Origin of the sequence: Streptococcus sp. k-628 (genome assembly GCF_013277475.1) — a bacterium.
GTDB lineage: Bacteria > Bacillota > Bacilli > Lactobacillales > Streptococcaceae > Streptococcus.
Map to the genome: position 1 here is coordinate 62,928 of NZ_VMMZ01000013.1, position 16,667 is coordinate 79,594.

The 16,667-nt window shown below is 40.3% G+C and carries 14 protein-coding genes and 1 pseudogene; 3 read left to right on the forward strand and 12 right to left on the reverse strand.

The window, feature by feature from the left end; translation table 11 throughout:
• Window positions 1-248: 248 nt before the first annotated feature.
• The 12 genes and pseudogenes from HT730_RS02305 to HT730_RS02360 form a co-directional block, all read right to left on the reverse strand.
• On the reverse strand, window positions 249-1,532 hold the full coding sequence (locus tag HT730_RS02305; protein ID WP_173306683.1) for a chloride channel protein: 1,284 nt from the start codon (window positions 1,530-1,532) through the stop codon (window positions 249-251).
• Window positions 1,526-1,770 (reverse strand): annotated as a pseudogene (locus tag HT730_RS02310) (purine-nucleoside phosphorylase); the annotation flags it as partial. The pseudogene HT730_RS02310 and the gene HT730_RS02305, both read right to left, overlap by 7 nt.
• 348 nt (window positions 1,771-2,118) lie before the next feature.
• Window positions 2,119-4,866 (reverse strand): thiol-activated cytolysin C-terminal domain-containing protein, encoded by a 2,748-nt coding sequence (locus HT730_RS10615; RefSeq protein WP_173306684.1) that lies wholly within the window; start codon window positions 4,864-4,866, stop codon window positions 2,119-2,121.
• A gap of 396 nt (window positions 4,867-5,262) precedes the next feature.
• Window positions 5,263-6,072: a purine-nucleoside phosphorylase gene (locus HT730_RS02320; protein ID WP_049521715.1), complete on the reverse strand. Its 810-nt coding sequence runs from the start codon at window positions 6,070-6,072 to the stop codon at window positions 5,263-5,265.
• Window positions 6,069-6,629: a DUF1697 domain-containing protein gene (locus tag HT730_RS02325; protein WP_173306685.1), complete on the reverse strand. Its 561-nt coding sequence runs from the start codon at window positions 6,627-6,629 to the stop codon at window positions 6,069-6,071. Before HT730_RS02325 ends, HT730_RS02320 begins: the two co-directional genes overlap by 4 nt.
• A 1-nt stretch (window position 6,630) precedes the next feature.
• The gene (locus tag HT730_RS02330) at window positions 6,631-7,842 is read right to left on the reverse strand and encodes a phosphopentomutase (protein WP_000033100.1); all 1,212 of its coding nucleotides are present in this window, start codon (window positions 7,840-7,842) and stop codon (window positions 6,631-6,633) included.
• A 13-nt stretch (window positions 7,843-7,855) separates the two neighbouring features.
• Window positions 7,856-8,539, reverse strand: a complete 684-nt coding sequence (rpiA, locus tag HT730_RS02335) for a ribose-5-phosphate isomerase RpiA (protein ID WP_173306686.1) — start codon at window positions 8,537-8,539, stop codon at window positions 7,856-7,858.
• Window positions 8,540-8,820: 281 nt separating this feature from the next.
• On the reverse strand, window positions 8,821-9,693 hold the full coding sequence (locus HT730_RS02340; protein WP_173306687.1) for an NAD(P)H-hydrate dehydratase: 873 nt from the start codon (window positions 9,691-9,693) through the stop codon (window positions 8,821-8,823).
• A 14-nt stretch (window positions 9,694-9,707) separates the two neighbouring features.
• Entirely contained in the window at window positions 9,708-10,529 is an 822-nt protein-coding gene (locus HT730_RS02345) for a phosphate ABC transporter ATPase (RefSeq protein ID WP_173306688.1), read from the reverse strand.
• A 137-nt stretch (window positions 10,530-10,666) separates the two neighbouring features.
• Complete coding sequence (locus HT730_RS02350) at window positions 10,667-11,524, reverse strand: bifunctional methylenetetrahydrofolate dehydrogenase/methenyltetrahydrofolate cyclohydrolase (RefSeq protein ID WP_173306689.1); 858 nt, start codon at window positions 11,522-11,524, stop codon at window positions 10,667-10,669.
• A 152-nt stretch (window positions 11,525-11,676) separates the two neighbouring features.
• The gene (locus HT730_RS02355) at window positions 11,677-12,411 is read right to left on the reverse strand and encodes an amino acid ABC transporter ATP-binding protein (protein ID WP_000140954.1); all 735 of its coding nucleotides are present in this window, start codon (window positions 12,409-12,411) and stop codon (window positions 11,677-11,679) included.
• A complete protein-coding gene (locus HT730_RS02360) occupies window positions 12,411-13,094 on the reverse strand; it encodes an amino acid ABC transporter permease (RefSeq protein WP_001011642.1) in 684 nt (227 codons plus the stop codon). The genes HT730_RS02355 and HT730_RS02360 overlap by 1 nt, the downstream gene beginning before the upstream one ends.
• A gap of 189 nt (window positions 13,095-13,283) precedes the next feature.
• Here HT730_RS02360 and HT730_RS02365 point away from each other — a divergent pair, with 189 nt between their 5' ends.
• The 3 genes from HT730_RS02365 to HT730_RS02375 all read left to right on the forward strand — a co-directional run bounded on the left by HT730_RS02365 (window position 13,284) and on the right by HT730_RS02375 (window position 16,584).
• Window positions 13,284-13,514, forward strand: coding sequence for a DUF1797 family protein (locus HT730_RS02365; protein WP_000443574.1), 231 nt, complete (start codon window positions 13,284-13,286; stop codon window positions 13,512-13,514).
• Window positions 13,515-13,742: 228 nt separating this feature from the next.
• Window positions 13,743-16,001: an ATP-dependent Clp protease ATP-binding subunit gene (locus HT730_RS02370; protein ID WP_173306690.1), complete on the forward strand. Its 2,259-nt coding sequence runs from the start codon at window positions 13,743-13,745 to the stop codon at window positions 15,999-16,001.
• 130 nt (window positions 16,002-16,131) lie between these two features.
• Complete coding sequence (locus HT730_RS02375) at window positions 16,132-16,584, forward strand: NUDIX hydrolase (RefSeq protein ID WP_173306691.1); 453 nt, start codon at window positions 16,132-16,134, stop codon at window positions 16,582-16,584.
• The last annotated feature ends 83 nt before the right edge of the window (window positions 16,585-16,667 follow it).

The following is a 16,667-nucleotide window of genomic DNA, read 5'->3' on the forward strand; positions in this document are numbered from 1 at the left end:
ATTAGAACGGCTTCAATTCAAACCCGAACTCCTCTTCTCTTCTGAGTTTTTAGAAAAGTTTTCCGCTCGTGTTCAAATTAGAACACGCGCTCTACCTTTCTTTTTTTATATTTCATAGCTAGGAAAAATCGGATTCAATCGTGACTCCGATAAGCCTACTTCTTTTTTATTTGAAACAGTTATTGATAAATTGACAATAGTTTTTAATCTTTTAAGATAAATCTTTGATTAGAAGAAACGGTCATTCTCTATCTTATTACTCTATTCTTTGACTTCTGACACAGTATGTTAGCCCAAGAAAAACGATCTAATATTTTTGCAAATTCATAGGCTAAAATAGCTGTTACTAAGAGATACGGAAGAGAATCCAAAGCTAGCCCAGTGAAACCTATTACTAATCCGGTTGCAGAAATGGGCGCCCTCAAGGTCACAGATAAAAAGCAAACAGACCCCATAAGTAAAACAGTTAGCTGACTGTCCAAACCTAGAATCATGCCCAAGAGAGCAGCTCCAGCCATCCCCAAGGCAAAAGATGGCGTAAGTGTACCACCATAGGCCCCTGCCCACAGAGTAATAAGAACGACCAGTGCTTTTAGGATAAACAAGAAGAATACTGTTTTGCCATTGCTACCATTCAATACTTCCTGAGCCATCATACGTCCATTTCCAAGTAGATGTGGAAAATAACTTGCCAACCCAGCAAGAAAAAGAAAAGCTGTAGGCAATGTGAGAAGTACTCGTTTATCTTTTATCCTGTTTGAAGACACTTCTTTACTCAAGCGACCAAAAAGCCAAGCTAGTGGGGTTAAGAAAAAAAGTAATAAGGGAATAATCCACGCTTCCTTTAATGACCATGCAATGGCTGGAATCTGGTAGAGAGCATGATCTGAAATAACCAAGCCTGCTATATAGGTTGAGACATAGGTAGTCAAACCGACTAAGACAAATCGTTTAATAGATAGAGCAATTCCTAGAGTTTCAAAAACAAAGAAGACACTTGTTAATGGAACCTGGTAGACAGCTGCTAAACCAGCACCAGCACCACAAGCAAGGAGAAAGATTTGATCCTTCTTAGAGAGAGAACATATTTTTCCAATTGGTCCTGCAAATAGAGTCCCAATCTCTCGTGGCGCAGCTTCTTTGCCAATAGGTGCTCCCCCTCCAACTGCAATAATTTGCCAAATTGAATGAAATAGCTGTTTTAAAAAATGAAGCTTGTATTGTGAAGTCTCATCCTTCATCTGCGCTTTAATGGAAAAAATCTGTGATTTTTTTTGCAAGAAATACCAGACCAAGGATGAGCTGACACCCACGATTATTAAACTTAATCCTATCCGCGATGAGGAAACTCCATCTGTCAAGAATACAGTTTGATGCTCTGATTGACCAAAAGCTATCTCCTCTATTATCTTTAAAAGATAATGTAGAAAAATACCAGATAAACCTGAAACTATTCCTTGCAAAATGACTGCTAGGAATAATTTAAGATTATAAGGAATTTTCTGAAAAATACTCCTCAATTCTTTTAACATAGTAATAATTCAGCAAAAACGGCTTTAAGTAAGCCTTTAAAATCACCTTTAACACACTCAGTCACTTCTATAACCTCTTCGTGGTTAATCTCTTCTTTGAAACCAGTAGTATAGTTAGTAATACATAAAATTCCTAGAAGTTTCAAACCTGATAGGCTACAACAATAACTTCAGGAGCAGTTGACATTCCGACCACATCTGTTCCAAGCATCTTATAGGTACGAATTTCCGATCGTGTTCAAATTAGAACACGCGCTCTACCTTTCTGTTTATACTCTTCGAAAATCTCTTCAAACTACGTCAACGTCGCCTTGCCGTATATATGGTTACTGACTTCGTCAGTTATATCCACAACCTCAAAACAGTGTTTTGAGCTGACTTCGTCAGTTATATCCACAACCTCAAAACAGTGTTTTGAGCTGACTTCGTCAGTTATATCTACAACCTCAAAGCAGTGCTTTGAGCAACCTGCNNTTTCATTGAGTATTATTTTTGTTCTTTCATAGAGAGCTACCTGAGTCCTATTCGAGCTCAGGTAGTTCTTCTCTTATAGACTAAATCATCTAACTGTCATTGTATCATCAGATTACAAGACATCGTCATCAGAAATCTTAGAATTTAATGTTGTTCCCCAATGGGTAATTTTACGGTGGGGTTGAGCTAAAATTGGTCTGTTTTCATAGATTGTTTGCCATCTATTCCATAGTAGACCTGTCTTTTTCTCAATCTTAATTCGCAGATTTCTCATATTTTCTTTGATTGGGAGGTTGAGGACAAAACCTGCAGTCTGGTTGCGACCGTTTCCTTCCCAAGAACGACTACGAACAACTTGGTTTCCATCTTTATCTACTGTAACTTCTTCCCAAGTTATAGAGTAGCGGGCAATGTAAGCTCCACTATGTTGAATTGTTAATGTTTTGTCTTTTGCAGGAGTCTGACTGATTGGTTGAACTGGCTTAGAAATTTGTGTCGCCGTCTCACCATTCGTAGCGATAAAGCGGAAAACTTCTACTTCTGCAAGACTGAGGGCTTGATTGTTCTTACGTAGTTGCACACGAACACGGCGTCCCAATTTCCCATTTAATTGAACATCCAAGCTCGTTCCGTCAAGTTTAGAAACATACTGTCTAGCAACTTCTTTCCCTTTTTCATCATATAAAATCACATCAAAGTCTGACAGACGTTTAGAAAGTTCTCCATCCCCACGGTTATGAAGGCGAACCAGTCCTACCTGTTCTGTACGACCTAAATCAACTTCCCACCAAGGTTGATTTTCAAATTTTGTATGAGTAATTGATTGCTGGCTATAACTACTATTGGTATTGCCATCCAAGGCACGACTAGCATCTCCACCAAAATCAGTAGAACTTTGCTTAGCTTGTTTTTTCCAAGCGATATTCTCAGCACGGTATACTTGGACTTCTGCAAGACTGAGGGCATTATAGCCTTCTAGCTCAATCCGAACATAGCGCGCTTTTTTATGGTTAATCGCAATTTGTGCTGACACATCTTTAAGTGATGTTATGCGTTTTCTCTCAATTTCTTTACCAAAACTATCTAAAAGAATGACATCAAAGTTTGCCAATCTATCCTGGGCAGTGTCTGTTCGGTTGTAAATATTGATTTGGCGAATGGTTTCTTCTTTAGCCAAATCTACTTGCCACCAAGGCTTAGATTGGAAGTTGGTATGAGTGACAGAATTGTGACCATAGTTACCATCAACTTTGCCATCCACAGCTCTTCTAGCATCTCCTCCGAAAGCTGTCGAACTTTGAGTAACCTGTTTTCCTAAGGCAATATTTTCCATTGGTTCAGCGCTTGGTTGACTAGAAGATTGAGGCAGAGCCTGTTTCTTAAAGAAGCGCACTTTATCCAATTTCGGATCACGATAACCATGTTTGTCTAAGGTAGCTCGTTTACCAATATTAAAGTTAGGAATATCATTCATTCGACTTTCAAAATAGCCACGAGAACGGTGTTTAAAGCGTGAATTACCTGTAAATGTAACAATATCACGATCATTATGAATCAAGGGAGTCACAACATTATCATTATCAACCACATAATGCTTAATTTTTCCACTAACAGCTAATTTACGGCTTTCCAAACCAACATCCCAGAAACCATTCTTAGCATTCCAAACAGTTCTGGAAGTAATCACTTTAGGAGCACTGAAAGTCGTCACTTTTCTCAATACATGGTTATAAAAATCAGGATATTTTTGGTAAGCTTCAACCGCTGCAATCTGAGCTAGGTAGCCTCCAAGAGAATGACCTGTCATATACAACTTGGTAATACTTGTATCCTTGGCTAATTCCCCAACAACCTTGCGGATATCATCCGCTTGAGCTGGTTTATTTCCACCTAATAAAACCAAATCTGCACTTAAGTCTTTGGCGTCATTAACTCGCGTTCCACGAATAGCCAACATGTGCACCGTTCCATCTTTGAGATAAGGAAGGTCGCTCTTAGTCTCAAATAAGAAAGCATCCAAGCCACTATCTGTATGGTAGGCTTTTTTCATTTTCCAGAAAGGAGCCAATTCATTGTGCATGAGTTTGTATTCTTGACGGTCAAGATAGAGACTCGGGAAAGGATTCTTATGATCTAAAATTTTCTCAATATAATCATCGTCTCGATAGGCTAACTCCATAAAGAGAAGAGAATCACGGTCTGTGACATACCATTCTTTCTTATTGTCATCTTCTCCATCTGCCAAACCATCCCCATCACTGTCTGCTAGCAAGGGATGACTGTTATATCCTAGATAATCCTTACCATCTTTGTTGTAAACATAAAGTTCATCTTTGTTTTTGATGCCATCTTGGTCATCATCCCCTTCCAAATCAAGAACTTTTTCACCATAGAGAGATTCATCGATCAAATCATTTTCTAAATGCAATTCCCCTTTGGAAATCTTCACCAAATCTTCTGCGGTTAGAGAACGAGTATTTGTTGGTTTTTCTGTCACAACTTCTTCTTTAGTTTCTTCTACAGGAGCAAGAATAGGTGAGTCTTGAACAGGCTCTGTTATCTCTACTTTTGACTCTTCCTTTTTGTTTTCAAGAACTTCACTTGCTTCCGGAAGAGGTTGAGGAACTAGTCTTGATTCCTCTCTAAGAGGAGTTTCTAGTTTTGGAGCATCATTTTCCGGTTCTCTCAATTCCTCCTTAGAATCTAGCACTCTTGTTGCCACTTCAGATGTTACATCTTGTTTTAGTTCATTGGCTGAAATTCCAGCTGGAGCTAGAAATGCAAAGCCGACTGCAACAGATACAACTCCGATACTTAATTTTTTTATGCCAAAGCGCATAATTCGTTGACCAATTTTCATTATTTCTTATCTTTCTTTTCGTTTATTTGTAAGCAGACTCAAGCGAAATCTCCTTGTCCCCTATCTAGGACAAGACTGAGAAATTCAGAAAGTAATACTCTTCGAAAATCTCTTCAAACCACGTCAGCGTCGCCTTACCGTACTCAAGTACAGCCCCTAGTTTGCTCTTTGATTTTCATTGAGTATAAATTCATTCTTATCTCTTCTTATCATCCTAGTCTGCTTGGCTAGGAAGCTAATGCTAGTATCCTAGAATCTTGTCTTTCACAATGCTAACTATCAGACTCTTTCAGTTACAAGAGTAAGAAGAAACCCATAGTCTACCTATGTTTCTTCTTTGTTCCGAATAGTCAACCATGAAAGGAAAGAGGCATTCCCCCTTTTAAATCTTTTTTCTTACAATTCTGCAAGAATCGCTTTAAGCAAGCCTTTGAAATCACCTTTGACACGTTCGGTTACTTCCACAACTTCTTCGTGGTTGAGTTCTTCTTGGAAACCAGCGGCAAAGTTAGTAATACATGAAATTCCCAGAACTTTCAAGCCTGAGTGGGCTGCCACGATCACTTCAGGAACCGTAGACATGCCAACTGCATCTGCTCCCAGTGTCTTATAGGCGCGAATTTCTGCTGGTGTTTCATAAGTTGGACCAGTTACACCGATATAGACACCTTCATCAAGCTTGATACCAAGTTTTTTAGCCACTTCATGGGCAGTAGCACGGTATTCTGGTGTGTAGGCCTTAGACATATCTGGGAAACGAGGACCAAAGTCATCCAAGTTTTCACCCATCAATGGATTTTGCCCCGTCATATTGATATGGTCTGAGATAGCCATCAAAGTACCAGGGCCATATCCAATACCACCAGCTGCATTGGTTACAATGACACCTTCACATCCAAGAACTTTCATGACACGTACTGGGAAAGTCACCACTTCCAGAGGATTCCCTTCGTAGAAATGGAAGCGACCTTGAAGAGCCAAGACCTTGCGACCTGCCAGCTCACCATATACCAATTTCCCAGCGTGACCAACTACTGTTGAACGGCCCCAGTTTGGAATCTCAGCATAGTCTACTACAACTGGATTTTCGATTTCTTCTGCCAATTCTCCAAGACCTGACCCAAGGATTAGACCGAACTCAGGTGCTTGAATTCCCTTGTCTTTCAGGAAAGCAGCTGTTTCATTGATTTTGTCTAAAAATGTCATTGTGTGTCTCCTTTTTTAGTTTTTAGCATTTGACCGATTTTGTCAAAGGTTTTTGCATTGCGAATGGTAATATTGCGATAGAAAGGCATCTTGAGCAAGTACTTGTGATAGGCAGTCTTAGAGTAGGATTCTTCAGAGAATTTTCCCCAGAAAATCCCAAGTTTACCAAAATGAAGCACCTCATCTTCCAGTTTTAAACTGTCTACTTTCTCGATGACTTGGTCCACATCCAAACCCTCCGTGTAGAAGAGGACATCTTTTCGTGCCAAGTCTTCGTTCCACCAAGCTGGTAGATTCTCCACTTCTGCTTCATAGTCTTCTTGACTCAGTAGGGAAAAACTATGAATAAATGGATAATGGACTGCAAAGAAAGTCTCTAATTTTTCAACCAATCGAGCTTTTGGTTCTGTCGAAGTAAAGAAAATGTTGCCACTGTTGATGTAGGTTTCAACCTTTTCCAGCCCCAAGTCTGTCAATTCTTGACGAAGCTCCGCCATGATGACCTTATTCTTACCACCAACATTGATGCCTCTAACCAGCAAAGCATAGCGCGTCATCTTATACCAATTTATCTAAGAAACTTTCCCCAATCATGGCAGTTTCAACACCAAAGTTATCCGCAACTGTTGCTGAAATATCTGCAAAATGTCCTACTGGAATGACACCATTTCCTTTAAAAGCAGGACTGTAAGCCAAAAGTGGGATATATTCGCGAGTGTGGTCTGTTCCTGCGTAAGTTGGGTCGTTCCCGTGGTCCGCAGTAATCAAGAGAAGGTCGTTCTCTCGCATGGCTGCGATAATTTCAGGTAAGCGTTCATCAAACTCATGCAAGCAATCACGGTAACCATGAGCATTGCGGCGGTGGCCATAAAGGGCATCAAAGTCAACCAAGTTTGTGAATGAGAACCCTTTTTCAAACTCAGCAAGACCCATGGTCTTCAATAGTGTATCAATTCCATGACTATTTGACTTGTTGTGGCCCATGTCATGGTTAATACCAGCACCGTTAAAGATATCATTGATTTTACCCACAGCATAAGTATCGATACCAGCCTCATTCAATTTATCCAAAACAGTTGGGGCAAATGGAGATACAGCCAAGTCACGACGGTTTGCCGTACGAGTGAAGTTACCTGGTTCACCTACATAAGGGCGAGCAATGATACGACCTAGAAGGGCAGGGCGCTCAAGGGTAATCGAACGAGCGTATTCACAGATACGGTACAATTCATCCAAAGGAATGATGTCTTCGTGAGCAGCAATTTGCAAAACAGGGTCAGCTGAAGTATAGATAATCAACTCTCCAGTTTCCATCTGACGTGGTCCAAAATCATCGATAACAGCTGTTCCTGAGTAAGGTTTGTTAGCTTCACGAATAACCTTGCGTCCTGAGAATTCTTCGATTTTTGTCAGGATTTCTTCTGGGAATCCGTTCCAGAAAGTATCGAAAGGCTCCGTAATGTTTAGTCCCATGATTTCCCAGTGTCCAGTCATAGTATCCTTACCAAGGGATACTTCTTCTAATTTTGTTGCATATCCAGTTGGATTGCTTTCTGCTGCTACAGTCTTAAGAGGAGTTTCACGAGGAATATTTCCAAGACCGATTTTAGCCATGTTTGGGACATTCAAACCAACTGTTTTTGAAATGTGTCCCAGTGTGTCAGAAGCTCCATCTGGAACCCCTGCATTGACAAAGTTATTAGCATCTGGTGCAGCACCGATTCCTACAGAATCCAGTACCACCAAATGAATACGATTAAATTTAGACATCTTATGCCCCCTTCTATTTTTCTTTTCTTGAGGTTAAAATCTGAACCCCATCTCGTCCAGCAACGATGACCTTATCCACCATTTGGTTGAATAAACCGTGCTCTACGACACCAACAACATGGTCCAATTCTTGTCCGAAAGCAATTGGATTTTCAATGACATCCAAGGCAAGATCGATGATAAAATTCTGCATATCCGTCACAAAACGCTGGCCATCTTTTTCACGGAAACTTGGTTTGTAGCCAGCTCGTTCAAAATGACGAAAGACCTGCTCTGCACCATACTGAACCACTTCTACTGGCAATTTAAAAGCGCCTAGTTTTTCGACCATCTTGCTTTCATCCACCACCCAAATATATTCTTTTGATGGTGTTGCGACCACCTTTTCCATGAGAAGGGCACCACCACCACCTTTGATTCCATTAAACTGACTATCCACTTCATCTGCGCCATCAACTGTCACATCGACAAAGTCTACTTGGTCAATAGATTTGAGTGGGATATTAAGGCCTTCTGCCTGTTTAGTGGTCACACTAGAAGTCGTTACAGCTATAATCTGCAATCCTTCTTCCTTGATACGACGACCGATTTCTTCGACAAAATAATAGGCAGTCGAGCCTGTTCCAAGTCCAACGACCATTCCATCGCTCACGAACTCAGCAGCCTTGATACCTGCCATTTTCTTCAGATTTTCCACCGATTTACCTCCATCATTCTCAGTTCTTATTTTACTATGAAACCGCTTTTTATTCAAGTAAAAAGATCAAATTTACATTTTTCATCAATCTTTCTTTAAAAATATGCATTTTCTTTTTACTAAATGAATAAAAATGAGTTTATCTTTTATGTATTTGATTTGTTCATCTCTTTCCAGTTCCAAAAACAAGACCTTATCTTTGATACGTCTAGTTTAGCATTAAAGCAGGCGCATTTCAAGAATCATAAATTAAGAGAAGGAAGTAGGTTTATCTATCTATTTTAAACAAGTTTATCTTTGCTTACCCTCTCTTTTTGACAAATAATTTTCATTACTTTAGGAAGACAATTACTAATCTCCGTTGGCAAAACCACATAATCTTCTTGAGCTAGTTCTTGGGCTATGGCTGAATGAAGATGGGTCGCTACTGCCACACGTTCGTAAAGACTAGCTTGCTTAAACTGGCCTGCAAATCCTGCAATCATCCCAGCAAGCGTATCTCCCATTCCCCCAGTCGCCTGATAGGGACCGCCAACCTGTAACTGGTAATAATCAGACTGGTCAACTTGCCAAATACGAGTAGTTGGACCTTTCTCCACCAAAATTGTTCCTTGAGGGAAGGAAGTCAGAACACTAGCCGTTGCATCTTCCTTTTGCCTTTTAATCGTAATTCCAGACAGCTTTTCCCATTCTTTTTGGTGGGGAGTTAGGATAAGCTGGTTAGATGGAAACGACAAACTTGTTCTAGCAAGAATGGTTAAGGCCCCTCCATCTACAATCAAAATCTGATTTTGGCTTAAATTAGCAAAGACCTGTTTGACTAGTTCTTCTCCAAAAGCATCGTCTCGTAAACCAGGCCCCATCAAGACAACTTCTGCCTTCTCCAATTGCTCTTTTAAAAATTGCTGGTCTTGAAGAGAAAAGGCCATAGCCTCAGGTAAATGACTGTGCAAAGCTGGGATATTTTCCCTATCTGTTCCAACAGTCACTAAACCAGCTCCACTTTTAACAGCTGCCAGAGCAGCCATGATGATAGCACCACCATAAGGATAAGTCCCACCAAGCAATAGCAGACGGCCATAGTCTCCTTTATGACTTGTGCGAGAACGTTCAATAATGACTTTTTCTAGTAAGGCTTGATCAATCACTTTCATCGTTTTTTCCTCAACTATCCTTTATCTGATTGTTTTAAAACAACTTGATAGACTTTCTTAGTCCACTCTTCTAAGTCTTCTCCAGCATAGTCAAGATAATACACCCTATCTTGTATTTTGGTTGGAATAATATTTTCAAATTGGCTCTTATTATGAGTTGGAATAATGCAAATATACAACTCACTTAATAAATTAAGCATGTCCTTAATTTTTACAGCATGGTAACCATCAAAAATATAACCAGGAACTTTAATCAAATCTGTATAGATAAAATGAAAACTTACTCCAGGAATAAACTTGTCTTGTAATTCTTTCTCTGAAGGAGCTCGACCTAATAAACGCTCCATCGCCAATCGATAACCAGAACTTGTATTTGACCACCCTAACATGACATAGTCAAAATAATCTATCGGATCCGATGCAGCATTTCGACTATCCAAAACCAACTCCTCAGCATCTCGCCCAAAGGCTTTCACAGCAGATAAGAGCTGACCTGTTTTAAAGATAGAAATCGCTGCATCTATAGTCGTAGTATGACTACAGTAGTCTGAAGTCACTAACCTCTTATGTAGATCATAAGTCGAGGCTACTCTTTTATCTGTAGGGGTAAATGGTGGCAGAAAGGGATGCTGAAAGATGTAATCTAAAATCTCTTTTTTTAAACAAGAATCAGCACACTCAATACTTGTTTGACGTTTATGAAGTTTTTCGTAAGCTATAAATTTAGCAATTTTTTCTAATTCCCATTCTTGAATATTTGGATAATCAATTAGTGCTAAGTAGTATATTCCATCCCATTGTAAACTATATTCCCTATTATAAATTTTTAAAATCATCTAATCACCTCACTCCATTATACAACAAAAAGGAGGCGCAGACCTCCTTTTGTAATCTTATATCTAAAATTTAATATTCATTTCTGTCATTTTAGATATAGCTATAGAGAATACACTCTCTTCAGCGAATGTTTCTATTATTTTCTATCCAATGTCCGAAGTGCTGCCTGATAGGTTTGCTCCATCAGCATGGTAATGGTCATAGGACCGACACCTCCAGGGACTGGCGTGATATGGCTAGCAAGTGGTGCAACTGCCTCATAATCCACATCCCCACAAAGCTTACCATTTTCATCTCGGTTCATCCCAACGTCAATAACAACTGCTCCAGGTTTGACAAAGTCAGCAGTCACAAATTTTGCACGGCCGATTGCTACTACAAGAATATCCGCTTTAGCAGCCACCTTGGCAAGATTATGAGTCCGTGAATGAGTCAAGGTTACTGTCGCATTTTTGGCCAAAAGAAGCTGAGCCATCGGTTTTCCGACGATATTGGAACGACCGATGACGACCGCATTTTTACCTTCCAAGTCAATCCCGTATTCATGAAACATTTCCATAATTCCTGCAGGTGTTGAAGGAATCATGACTGGATGACCAGACCAAAGACGCCCCATGTTTAACGGATGGAAACCATCTACGTCCTTTTCAGGATCAATAGCCAACAAAACCGCTTCTTCATCGATATGTTTGGGTAAAGGTAACTGAACCAAAATCCCATGCCAAGCTGGATCTTGATTGTATTGGGCAATCAAGTCTAACAATTCCGCTTGGGTAATGGTTTCTGGAACTCGCACTACTTCACTACGGAAACCAGCCGCAAGGGCAGACCTCTCCTTGTTGCGAACATAGACTTGGCTGGCAGGATTGTCCCCAACCAAAATCACTACCAAACCAGGTACTAGACCTGTTTCTTCCTTTAATTTTGCAGTCTTTTCAGCCAACTGCCCCTGCAATTTGGCCGCTAAAGCTTTCCCATCAATAATCTGTGTCATATCACTTCTCTTTTCTTTCAAATATCTTCCATTATACCAAAAACTGCTAGTACCCTCTAACACTTCTTTCCTAGGCAACCTTATAGTTTCAAACTATAAGAAAAAGCTCGGCTGAGCTTTTCACTAATCTTGTCTTGAAATTTTAAAATAGATTATAAAACCTTACTCAAGAAATCTTTAGTCCGTTGTTCTTGGGTTTGTTCAAAAATCTGCTCAGGTGTCCCATCTTCAACAACCACACCGTCTGCCATAAAGATAACACGATCTGCCACCTCACGGGCAAATCCCATCTCATGTGTTACGATAACCATGGTCATTCCTGACTTGGCAAGGTCTTGCATAACAGCTAGAACTTCTCCAACCATCTCAGGGTCCAAGGCTGAAGTCGGCTCATCAAAGAGCAAAACATCAGGTTCCATGGCCAACCCACGCGCGATGGCAATCCGTTGTTGCTGGCCACCTGACAAACTCTGTGGATAAGCGTCTGCCTTATCTGGTAAACCAACTTTTTCCAAAAGCTCTTGGGCTCTCTTCTCAGCAACTGCCTTGCTCTCACCTTTGGTCTTGATAGGTGACAAGGTGATATTTTCCATCACAGTCATATTAGGAAAGAGGTTAAATTGTTGGAAAACCATCCCCATCTTCTCACGCATGGCAAAGAGGTCATTCTTCTTGTCCGTAATATCAACTCCCTCAAAGATAACCTTCCCCTTGGTTGCTTCTTCCAACAAATTCATAGAGCGAAGCAAGGTAGATTTTCCGCTCCCCGAAGGACCGATGATAACGACAACTTCTCCTCTTTTAATCTCGAGGTTGATGCCCTTCAATACTTCATTCTTTCCAAAGGATTTATGTAAATTTTCAATTTTTATCAAGGTTTCCGTCATTATTTCTTATCTCCTTGTCCCATACGTTTTTCAAAAGCTTTCAAGGCTACTGTCAAAATAGAAGTCATAATCAAGTAATAAAAGGCTGCAAATAAAAGTGGTGTTAAAGGTAGATAGGTTGTTGTAGAAACTGTTGTAGCACCGTTCCACAACTCCATAACCCCAATAGCTGATAAGAGGGAGCTGTCCTTGATAATGGTGATAAATTCGTTCCCCAATGCTGGCAAAATATTTTTGATTGCTTGTGGCAAAATCACATAGCGCATCGCATTTTTAGGACGAATCCCTAAAGAATAAGCCGCCTCTAGCTGACCTTTTGGAACCGCATTGATTCCAGCACGAACAGTCTCAGAAACATAAGCACCACTGTTCATAGAGATAATCAAAATCCCTGGAATCAGACGAGAAAGGTCAACACCCAAAATTCCAACCTGAATAGTCGGGGCATTGATATGCATAAGAGCAAAGGCAATCATAATCTGAACCATCATTGGCGTCCCACGGAAAATCCAAACGTACAAGTTGGCAAGCCAAACAAGCGGTTTAAATTTTGAACGTTGCCCAAAAGCCAAGACAACACCCAAAATAGTTCCCAAAAAGACAACACAGATAGAAATGAGAACCGTCACAACAGCCCCATAGTTAAAATAAGGTAAATACTTAGGTAAAAAAGAAAAATTCATAGTCACACTGCTTTCTAAAATAGAGTACTGTATGATTATAACATGTTTTGAATTAAAATTCAAATCTTTTATCCAATTTATTTAAAAATCTTTAAACTAGCAGAATTAGCGAGAAATCTTAGTTTTTTCTAGGCAAGTTGGCCTCCTTTATGGTAAAATAGTAACGATAAGAAATGAAGGAGAATCAAAATGGAATCACATTTGGTTAGAATCATCAACCGCCTTGAAGCAATGGCAAACGATGGCGGAAATTTAAAACGTAATTTTGAACGCGAAGGAGTTGTTGTTGCAGAAGTTGCGTACAGCCACGACGAAGAAAACGGCTCAATCTTTACCCTTCGTGATGTAGAAGCTCGCGAAACGTATACGTTTGATAGCATTGACTTGATTGCAATGGAGATTTACGAACTCCTTTACTAATACAAAACAAGCTGGGATTACACCCTGCATGTCTAACCAAAATCCTTTTTGTCTCACAAATAGGATTTTTTTAGTCCAAATTCACAAAAATTTTCATTATAACAACTTCTCAAAGCTACAATCTTTTTACTTGCTTTACACCCCAATCCTGTTATAATGAGAGTATAGAAATTTGACTATTTTTGACCATTAAACAGGTCAGGCTAAAGAAAGAAATGAGGTAGATGTATGCTTTGTCAAAACTGTAAAATTAACGACTCAACAATTCATCTTTACACCAATCTCAATGGAAAACAAAAACAAATTGACCTCTGTCAAAACTGCTACAAGATTATCAAAACAGATCCTAACAATAGCCTCTTTAAAGGTATGACGGATCTGAACAATCGTGACTTTGATCCCTTTGGTGATTTCTTCAATGACCTAAACAATTTCAGACCTTCTAGCAATACTCCTCCTATTCCCCCAACCCAATCAGGTGGAGGTTATGGTGGAAACGGCGGTTATGGTTCCCAAAATCGTGGTTCTGCTCAAACTCCACCACCAAGCCAAGAAAAAGGCCTGCTAGAAGAATTTGGTATCAACGTAACTGAGATTGCCCGTCGTGGAGACATTGACCCCGTTATCGGGCGCGACGATGAGATTATCCGTGTCATCGAAATTCTCAATCGTAGAACCAAGAATAATCCTGTTCTTATCGGTGAACCAGGTGTCGGAAAAACAGCCGTTGTCGAAGGTCTAGCTCAGAAAATCGTTGATGGCGATGTTCCACATAAACTCCAAGGTAAACAAGTCATCCGTCTGGATGTGGTTAGCCTGGTCCAAGGAACGGGTATCCGAGGACAATTTGAAGAACGCATGCAAAAACTCATGGAAGAAATTCGCAAACGTGAGGATATTATCCTCTTTATCGATGAAATCCATGAAATTGTTGGTGCAGGTTCTGCGAGTGATGGTAATATGGACGCAGGAAATATCCTCAAGCCAGCCCTTGCTCGTGGGGAACTGCAACTGGTCGGTGCTACTACCCTCAATGAATACCGTATCATTGAAAAGGATGCTGCCTTAGAGCGTCGTATGCAGCCTGTTAAAGTCGATGAACCAACGGTGGACGAAACAATCACTATTCTCAAAGGGATTCAAAAGAAATACGAAGACTACCACCACGTTCAATATACCGATGCTGCAATTGAAGCAGCTGCAACTCTTTCCAATCGCTATATCCAAGATCGCTTCTTACCTGACAAGGCCATTGACCTCCTAGATGAAGCTGGTTCTAAGATGAACTTGACCTTGAATTTTGTCGATCCTAAAGTGATTGATCAACGCTTGATTGAGGCTGAAAATCTCAAATCTCAAGCTACACGAGAGGAAGATTTTGAGAAGGCCGCCTACTTCCGTGACCAGATTGCTAAATATAAGGAAATGCAAAAGAAAAAGGTTACGGACCAGGATACTCCTATCATCAGTGAGAAAACCATTGAGCATATTATCGAACAGAAAACAAACATCCCTGTTGGGGATTTGAAAGAGAAAGAACAATCTCAACTCATCCATCTAGCCGAAGACCTCAAGTCTCATGTTATTGGACAAGATGATGCAGTCGATAAGATTGCCAAGGCTATTCGCCGTAATCGGGTTGGACTTGGTACTCCTAACCGTCCAATCGGAAGCTTCCTCTTTGTCGGACCAACTGGTGTCGGTAAGACGGAACTTTCCAAACAACTAGCTATCGAACTCTTTGGTTCTGCTGATAGCATGATTCGCTTTGATATGAGTGAATACATGGAGAAACATAGTGTGGCTAAGTTGGTCGGCGCCCCTCCAGGTTATGTTGGCTATGATGAGGCTGGTCAATTAACTGAAAAAGTTCGCCGCAATCCATATTCTCTTATTCTCTTAGACGAAGTAGAGAAAGCCCATCCAGATGTTATGCACATGTTCCTTCAAGTCTTGGACGATGGTCGTTTGACAGATGGGCAAGGACGCACCGTTAGCTTCAAGGACGCCATCATCATCATGACCTCAAATGCAGGTACAGGTAAGGCAGAAGCCAGCGTTGGATTTGGGGCTGCTAGAGAAGGACGTACCAACTCTGTTCTCGGTGAACTCGGTAACTTCTTTAGCCCAGAATTTATGAACCGTTTTGATGGTATTATCGAATTTAAGGCTCTTAGCAAAGATAACCTCCTTCAGATTATCGAGCTTATGCTAGCAGACGTTAACAAGCGCCTTTCTAGCAACAACATTCATTTAGATGTAACTGACAAGGTCAAGGAAAAATTGGTTGATCTAGGTTATGATCCAAAAATGGGAGCACGCCCACTTCGTCGGACTATTCAAGACTATATTGAGGACGCAATCACTGACTACTACCTTGAAAATCCAAGCGAAAAAGATCTCAAGGCAGTTATGACTAACAAGGGAAACATTCAGATTAAATCTGCCAAAAAAGCTGAAGTTAAAAGTTCTGAAAAAGATAAATAAATCCTATAGAAAAGGAGTAGAAAATGAAATTTTTCTGCTTCTTTTTTACTAAAATAACTGTAATTTCTTGACAGCTTGCCCTTTGTCCATTATGATAATAATAACGATACTAGATAATGAGGAAAATGCAATGGCAAACCCAACTTTCGGAGAAAAAAAAGCGAATACAGACTATGTTTCACGTTACGGTGTATATGCGGTTATTCCAGACGCTGAACAAAAACAAATTGTTCTTGTTCAAGCGCCTAATGGCGCTTGGTTCTTACCAGGTGGCGAAATTGAAGCAGGGGAAAATCATCAGGAAGCCCTAAAACGTGAATTGATTGAAGAGCTTGGATTCACAGCTGAAATTGGTGTCTATTACGGACAAGCTGACGAATATTTCTACTCTCGTCACCGCGATACCTACTACTACAATCCTGCCTACCTCTATGAAGCGACTTCTTTCAAGGAAGTTCAAAAACCACTAGAAGACTTTAATCATATTGCCTGGTTCCCTATCGACGAGGCTATTGAAAATCTCAAACGTGGTAGCCATAAATGGGCCATCCAATCTTGGAAAAAGCAGCATAAGATTGACTAATACTCTTCGAAAATCTCTTCAAACCACGTCAGCATCGCCTTACCGTAGATATGGTCACTGACTTTGTCAGTCTTATCTACAAC